7 protein-coding genes are annotated in these 7,630 nt (G+C 58.1%); 5 read left to right on the top strand and 2 right to left on the bottom strand.

Annotated elements, in window-relative coordinates; translation table 11 throughout:
* From WA354_RS08655 to WA354_RS08640, 4 genes are all read left to right on the top strand, one after another.
* On the top strand, positions 1–465 hold a 465-nt coding region (locus WA354_RS08655; RefSeq protein WP_472812605.1), incomplete at its 5' end, for a cyclodeaminase/cyclohydrolase family protein.
* Between the two features lie 218 nt (positions 466–683).
* Entirely contained in the window at positions 684–3,248 is a 2,565-nt protein-coding gene (locus WA354_RS08650) for a glycoside hydrolase family 31 protein (RefSeq protein WP_472812604.1), read from the top strand.
* Positions 3,249–3,381: 133 nt separating this feature from the next.
* Positions 3,382–4,077: a phosphoribosylformylglycinamidine synthase subunit PurQ gene (gene purQ, locus WA354_RS08645; protein ID WP_472812603.1), complete on the top strand. Its 696-nt coding sequence runs from the start codon at positions 3,382–3,384 to the stop codon at positions 4,075–4,077.
* Positions 4,078–4,108: 31 nt separating this feature from the next.
* Entirely contained in the window at positions 4,109–4,966 is an 858-nt protein-coding gene (locus WA354_RS08640; protein WP_472812602.1) for a tyrosine-protein phosphatase, read from the top strand.
* A gap of 81 nt (positions 4,967–5,047) precedes the next feature.
* On the opposite strand, the gene WA354_RS08635 is transcribed toward WA354_RS08640, so the two are convergent.
* Together WA354_RS08635 and WA354_RS08630 are read right to left on the bottom strand one after the other, a co-directional pair.
* Positions 5,048–5,785, bottom strand: coding sequence for an SDR family NAD(P)-dependent oxidoreductase (locus tag WA354_RS08635; protein ID WP_472812601.1), 738 nt, complete (start codon positions 5,783–5,785; stop codon positions 5,048–5,050).
* Positions 5,786–5,830: 45 nt separating this feature from the next.
* Positions 5,831–6,382, bottom strand: coding sequence for a carboxypeptidase-like regulatory domain-containing protein (locus WA354_RS08630; RefSeq protein WP_472812600.1), 552 nt, complete (start codon positions 6,380–6,382; stop codon positions 5,831–5,833).
* 320 nt (positions 6,383–6,702) lie between these two features.
* Here WA354_RS08630 and ispG point away from each other — a divergent pair.
* Positions 6,703–7,630: flavodoxin-dependent (E)-4-hydroxy-3-methylbut-2-enyl-diphosphate synthase (gene ispG / locus WA354_RS08625; RefSeq protein WP_472812599.1), on the top strand; the 928-nt coding region annotated here is incomplete at its 3' end.

Genomic DNA, 7,630 nt, shown 5'->3' with positions numbered 1-7,630 from the left:
GCGCACATGGTGGCGGCAATGTCGCGAGGCAAGAAAGCTTATCTGCAGTATGAGGCGCAGTTGAGCGAGGCGATTGGGCGGCTGGCGACGTTGCGCGAGGAGTTGAAGGCTGCGATTGATGCGGATGCCGAGTCGTACAACGTCGTGATGAAGGCGTATCGTGCGGCACGGGAGACAGATGACGGTGGAGTCGGCGTGAACAAGGCGTTACGGCAGGCGACGAGTGTTCCCCTGGGTGTGGCGGAGCGCGCGGCGGAAGTGGCGCGGATTGCGCATGCGCTGAGGCCGATTACGAATCCGAATATGGCATCGGATCTGACGACCGGGGTTGCGCTGGCTGGGGCGGCGGTAACAGGAGCGTTATCGAATGTGGAGATCAATCTCGGATCGATGAAGGCTGGAATCCCGGAAGATGATGCATTTGTGAGTGAGACGCGGGCGCGGGTTTCGAAACTTAATAAGTAGCTGGGTTCAGGTTTAGCTAGATAGCCGCGCTTCGCACAATAGCAAGTTAGCGGGTTAGCAGGTGGCGCGTGGAAGTTCGTGCGTTCCCACTCATGCGCACAGAAGATTGCGCATGAATGGGGCACCAGGCCGGGTTGCTGCTCTTCGCATTTTCCATTTCCAACTTTGACAAAGTATTCTTTCTAACGACAACCAAACTGGCTCCCATGAGGTGCTGAGTGATCAGAGCTACACGCTCTCTATCTGCTGTTTTTGCAATTCTGCTTTTAGCCGCAACATCACAACTGACCGCCAACCTGAATGCGCAGCAGAAGGCCGCATTTGTCAGGCTTGATCGCGTCACGGCTTCGCACGCACTTCCGAATGGGATTGAGATCCGGTCGGGTGCCGCAGTTCTGCAGATCACCGCACTGCGCGATGATGTGTTGCGGGTGCGCGTCGGGCCTGCGGGGCAACTGCCGGAGGATGCTTCATGGGCGGTCCTTTCCTCTTCGCGGACGGCGAGCGTGAATGTGACGTCGGAAGCCAATGGAGGTGCTGTCGGGTTCAAGACTGCGAAGCTGCATGTCACGGTGCACAAAGATCCGTTCGGGCTGACTGTGACGGACAATGCGAAGCATGTGATTGCGCAGGATCTGCCGGGAAGGCCGATTGAGTATCACGGAACATCGTTTCGCGTGTACATGAAGTCGCCGGCGGACGAACACTACTTCGGCCTTGGGGACAAGCCTGGGCCCCTCGATCGGCGCAATGAAGCATTTACCGATTGGAATACCGACGCATTCGGCTGGCAGCAATCCACCGATCCGATTTACAAATCGATACCCTGGTTCATCACCTTCAACAAGGGCGTTTGCGCGGGGATTTATTTCGACAACACGTGGCGTGCGAGCTTTGACTTCAACAAGGAATATCGGGACGGATATTCGTTTGGGTCAGAAGCAGGGCCGCTGGATTTTTACATTCTCTATGGTCCGGAGCCGAAGAGTGTTGTTGAGTCGTGGGCGTGGCTGGTGGGCACAACGCCGATGCCGCCGATGTGGTCGCTCGGCTATCAGCAATCTCGCTATAGCTACTTTCCCGAAGCAGAGGTAAAGCGCATCGGCGACAAGCTGCGCAGCGAGCGGATTCCTGCGGATGTGATCTGGCTGGATATCGATTATCAATACAAGAATTGGCCGTTCACGGTGGACCCGGAGCGGTTCCCTACCTTCGAGCAAATGGTCAAGGATCTGCGTGCTGAGCATCTGCGCACGGTCGTGATTACTGACTTGCATATTGCCGATCAGCCTTTGGCGAAGTACAAACCGTTCGAGGAAGGGATTGCGGGAGATCATTTCGTGAAGAATCCCGATGGAACGATTTACGAAGGCGTGGTTTGGCCGGGCAAGGCGGTGTTTCCGGATTTCACGAGGAAGGTTTCGCGCGAATGGTGGGGCACGCTGTACGCGGATTTTGTGAAGCAAGGCGTCGCCGGGTTCTGGAACGACATGAATGAGCCGGCAATCTTTCTGGTGCCGTCAAAGACGATGCCCGATGACACACAGCATCGCATCGATGAGCCGGGATTTGCGACGCGGGTTGCGAATCACCTCGAAGTCCACAACATCTACGGCATGCAGAATACACGGGGCACGTTTGAAGGCCTGCTGAAGCTGGAGCCAAATGTGCGGCCATTTGTGATGACGCGGGCAAGCTTTGCGGGTGGACAACGTTATGCGGTGACGTGGACGGGGGACAATTCGGCGACGTGGGATCATTTGCGGCAGACGACTCCGCAGCTGCTGAACCTGGGACTGAGTGGGTTTGCCATGGCGGGGGCGGATGTGGGCGGGTTTGCGGGCTCTCCGCAGCCGGAACTGCTTACGCGGTGGCTCGAGGTGGCGGCGTTCCATCCGATCGACCGCGACCACTCCGCAGTGGGCACACTGCCGCAGGAGCCGTGGGAGAACGGGACAGCGGAGGATGTGAGTTTGCGGCGTCATTACATTGAAGAGCGCTATCGTCTGATGCCGTATCTCTACACAACAACGGAGGAGATGAGCCGGACCGGGGTTCCGATCATGCGGCCGCTGTTTCTGGAGTTTCCGCACGGCGAGGCCGATGGAGGGCCGCTGGATCTGAGCACCGGAAACGCCTTCATGGTTGGGCCGGACCTGCTGGTGGCGCAAAGCCCTTATCCCGATGAACTGGATGATTACCAGGTGGCGCTGCCGCCATCGAGTTGGTATGACTATTGGACAGGTTCAAGAATAGATCCAACTTCAGGGCGCAAAGGCATTGATAATGCGGCGATTGCCCAGCCTGAAGTTCATATTCACCGCACTTTGGAGACGTTGCCCGTTTTTGTGCGGGCAGGATCGATTGTGCCAGAGCAGCCGCTGGTCCAAAGCACGGACGAAAAACCCGTAGGCCCGTTGACCCTGCGCGTATATCCGCCGACCGTACCGGGCGCGGATTGCGAAGGCTCGCTTTACCTGGACGACGGGGTGAGCTACGACTTCAAGAAAGGCGAATACCTGCGGTTGCATTTTGCGTGCCGGCTGAGTCCGCAGGGGGTGATCGTAACGGTGGCGCCGCGCAAAGGTACTTTCCAGCCATGGTGGAAGCTGCTGGCGATTGAGGTGTACGGCGCGGCGAAGCCTTACTCCGGTGCTACCGTGACTGCGCTGGACCATCCTGGCGCGCTACCGATCTCGACGAACTTCGATGCGGAGCATCATCGGGTGACCGCGTTGGTAAATGACGATCCGAAGGGACTGCAGTTGCAGCTGACATATTGAGGGTGGTCGGTAGCGCCAAAATCGCGAAACATGGACCAGGCTTCGGCTTGGATCCTGGATTGAGGTTCATCTCAAGCTACTCTTGCGTAAAGCGTGCGGCGTTCTGTTCTTCCCAGACTGTTAACCTAGAAGCATGAAATTCGGCGTACTGGTTTTTCCGGGGTCCAACTGCGACCACGACACCTACAACGTGATCGCGGAGATCGCTAAGCAGCCGGTTACATTTCTGTGGCACGACTCGGAGGATCTGCAAGGCGTGGATGCCGTGCTGGTTCCGGGTGGCTTTGCGTATGGCGACTATCTGCGTACGGGGGCGATTGCTCGGTTTTCGCCGGTGATGCAGGCGGTGCGGAAGTTTGCTGCCGGAGGCGGACTGGTGCTGGGCATCTGCAACGGGTTCCAGATACTGGCTGAGGCTGGCTTGCTGCCAGGGGCGCTGATGCGCAATGCGGGGCTGAAATACATTTGCAAGCAGGTGCATCTGCGCGTGGAGACGACGAGCAGCCCGTTTACCAATCAGCTGACGAAGGGAGAGGTACTGGAGATCCCTATCGGGCATATGGAGGGCAATTACTTCTGCACGCCGGAAGATTTGGCGCGGCTCGAAGGAGAGGATCGGATCGCCTTTCGCTACGTGACGCCAGCGGGCGAGATTACGAAAGATGCTAATCCGAATGGTTCTCTCAGCAATATTGCTGGCATTTTAAACGAGGGGCGGAATGTACTGGGAATGATGCCGCATCCGGACCGCTCCAGCGAGAAGCTCCTCGGGTCGTCGGATGGCTGGAAGATTTTCGCATCAATGATTCAGGCATTGGCAATACGCTGAGCTGTGCTTTCGGATTGGAAGCTGAGATTTAATGATCGACATCCACACACACTTGATCTATGGCGTAGATGACGGCTCTCCAGATTTGGCCACTTCTGTCGAACTAGCTGAGACAGCGATCAGCGAGGGCGTAACCCACATCGTTTGCACTCCTCACGCCTGTGCCAATTATCCCTACCAGCCTGAGTTGAACGAGATCCGGCTCGCAGAGTTGCGGGAGAAGGTTGGACATAAGGTCAAGCTGAGTCTCGGATGCGACTTCCACATGGACGCCAACAATATTGCCGATGCGATCGAGAATCCGTTGCGCTACTCCATCGATGGCAAAGGCTATCTGCTGGTGGAGTTTCCTGATCTTTTGATTCCGCAACAATTGACGGCCGCACTAGGAAGCTTGCGTCGAGCTGGTTACACGTTGATCGTGACGCATCCAGAGCGAAACCGGGTTCTGCAACTGGATCCGGAAATCCTGGCTGAGTGGATGCGTGAAGGATGCCTGGTGCAAGTAACGTCGGCTTCGCTGTACGGGCGATTCGGAAAGACCGCCAAGGCTTTCGCCGATGCGCTGCTGGAACGCAACTGGATTCACTTTCTGGCCAGCGACGCGCATCATCCACAGTGGCGTCCGCTGCATTTGAAGAAGGGCTACGACTACGTTGCTGCGAAGGTGGGCGAGGAGACGGCGCACCGGCTGTACGTCAGCAATCCGCGGGCGGCCGTGGAAGGCGCGAAGTGGCCTGAGCAGCCAGAACCGGTCGGGCTTTGGCAGGAGGTGCCCCTGGAGTTTGATGCCAGCTCGAATGGCAAGGGGCAGGGGGGAAACGGGAGCGGAAGCGCCCGGACACAATCCGAGAGCAAAGGGTTCTGGGGCCGTCTGTTTTCGCGATAGACCTTCCTTTTTATCAAAGATGGAGCGAGCGCTCCATCTCTTGCTTCTGAGACCTGGGAATGCAACCAAAAGCCGATGCGACTACAAGCCTAGTCCGCCATCGACAGTGAGCACCTGGCCGGTAATGAAGTTGCTGGTTGATGCAAAGAAGGCCACGGCTTCAGCCACGTCCTTGGCGACGCCGTTGCGCTTCATGGGTGTCTTGGTTGCGAATCGGAGAGTGGCAGGCTGCCCTTTGTCCTCATCGAATTCGATCCACCCCGGGGCAACACAATTGACGGCGACCTCAGGCGCGAAGGATTTCGCCATAGCCTCGGTAAGCATGTGGAGTGCCGCCTTGGATGCGCAGTAATGAGCGTGGCCGGGCCATGCGCGCAGGCCGCCAAGCGAGCCGATGTTGATGATGCGGCCATGAGAGGAGCGCAGATGCGGCAGGGCCTCGCGGGCGACGAGAAACGGACCGCGCGCGTTAGTCTCAAACACGGCGTCCCACTGCTCCAGCGTGAGTTGGTCAAGCGGAGCAGACTCGTAGATGGCAGCATTGTTCACCAGCACATCGAGATGGCCGTGGAACTTGACGGTGGCGGCAATTGCGGAGAGAACGGATTGCTCGGAACGCACGTCACACTCGATCGCGATCGCGAGCCTGCCCAGGCGCTGGATGAGTTGCAGAGTCTCTTCGGCATCGGTCTTTGAGTTGCGGTAGGTAATAGTGATGTTGGCGCCTGCCGCGGCAAGTTCCAATGCAATTTCGCGGCCGATGCGCCGTGCGCCGCCGGTGACCAGCACCGCTTTGCCGATAAGGGTTTGGCTGGTCATGGCAAGACTCGTGCACTGCATTCGACGCAGTTCAGGACAACCTGACTACTGCGGTTTGGATTGGGGAGGCGCGGGTTGGCCGCTGGGATCGGCGGGCTTATCTTTGGGCTTGTCAGCGGGCGGAGCATTCTTTTGTGATCCGGAATCGCCGTTTTTGTCGTCCTTTTGTGCGTCACCATCGGATTCATGGGGTTTGTAAATGGAGTACTGTTCGCCGGGCCGCTTCATGCGGATGCCAAAGGTCATATCGGACTTGTCGATCTTGTAGTCCTGACCGTAGGTCTGGTAGCCCCGGGCAATGATCTGGAGGCGCATGTTTGCTCCGATGGGCAGAACGTCGATGACCGATTTGCCGTCTTCATTGGTCTTGAGTTCCATGTTGCCCTGGTCGCCGGCAAGGTGAAAGATGACCGAAGCATTCTCAAGGGGTTTGGAATCGCTGTCGCGAACCACCGTGACCTCGATACGGGATGTCGGTGGCGGCGATTTGTATTTGCGGCCGCGATGGGGCGCATCCTGCGCTGAGAGGCTAATGCCGGAGATCGCCACGAGGGCGACTGCGATGGTCAGAAGACGAAAAGGAGTGCGATACAGCATGAGAATAATTGTATCTTCTGGCGCGCATTCGACGCGAATGTTGGACGCCCGAACCAACCTGGATTAAGCCTGCCTCGGAAGCAGCACGATGTATCGTTTGCGGTGCTTCCGGGGACGCGGACGCTATTTGAAGAGGACTTGATCCTAGAGGCGATGGCGTCGGAGCATTCATAGAGGACGCGCAGAGGCTCAAGCCGAGTTTATTTTCTGCGAGTTACGGCGTCGCTGAGGTGATGCCCGGTTATAAACGCGTTGCTCCTTCCTTTGGCGGGCCAAGGCGAAGTTCGCGATCCGGGTAAACTGAGTAGGAAGAGGTCGCTATGCCAGAGATTCAGCGCAGGAAGACTCCCACGGTCAAGATCGGCAACGTTCGGGTTGGCTGGGAGGTCCCGGTTGTCGTGCAGTCGATGACCAACACCGACACTGCCGATGCCGCCGGCACCATCGAGCAGGTTGCTGCTCTGGCGATGGCAGGGTCGGAGATTGTGCGTGTTACGGTGAACAACGAGGAGGCCGCCGCGGCGGTTCCGGCGATTGTGGAGGGATTGGACAAGCGCGGTATCCGGGTGCCGATCGTGGGCGATTTCCACTACAACGGGCACCTGCTGCTGAAGAAGTATCCGGCAACCGCGAAGGCACTGGCGAAATACAGGATCAACCCCGGCAACGCGTCGATTGGGAAGAAGGACAACGACAATTTTCAAGTAATGGTGGAGTGCGCAGTCGAGAACCAGAAGCCGGTTCGCATCGGTGTGAACTGGGGATCGCTGGACCAGGCGCTGCTGACGCGGATGATGGATGAGAACAGCAAGAAGACAGATCCGCTGCCCGCGCGCGACGTGATGATGGAAGCGATGGTGGTGAGCGCGCTGGAGTCGGCCAAGGCGGCGGAGCACTTCGGACTGAGGTCGGACCAGATTATTTTGTCGGCGAAGGTGAGCGGCGTTCGCGATCTGATCGACGTGTATACAAACCTTGCGGCGCGGTGCAGTTATGCGCTGCACCTGGGATTGACGGAAGCAGGCATGGGCGCGAAGGGGCTGATTGCTTCGACGGCGGGGCTGGCTCCGCTGCTGCTGGCGGGCATCGGCGATACGATTCGCGTGAGCTTGACGCCGAAGCCGGGCGGGGATCGCACGGAAGAGGTGCAGGCAGCGCAGCAGATCTTGCAGTCGCTTTCGATTCGCAGCTTTATGCCGCAGGTGACGAGTTGCCCGGGATGCGGGCGGACGACGAGCACTTACTTCC

It is taken from the genome of Occallatibacter sp. (assembly GCF_049802275.1).
Classification (GTDB): Bacteria; Acidobacteriota; Terriglobia; order Terriglobales; family Acidobacteriaceae; genus Telmatobacter.
Note: the sequence above shows the minus strand (reverse complement) of the source record. Positions and strands in the feature narration are given on the sequence as shown.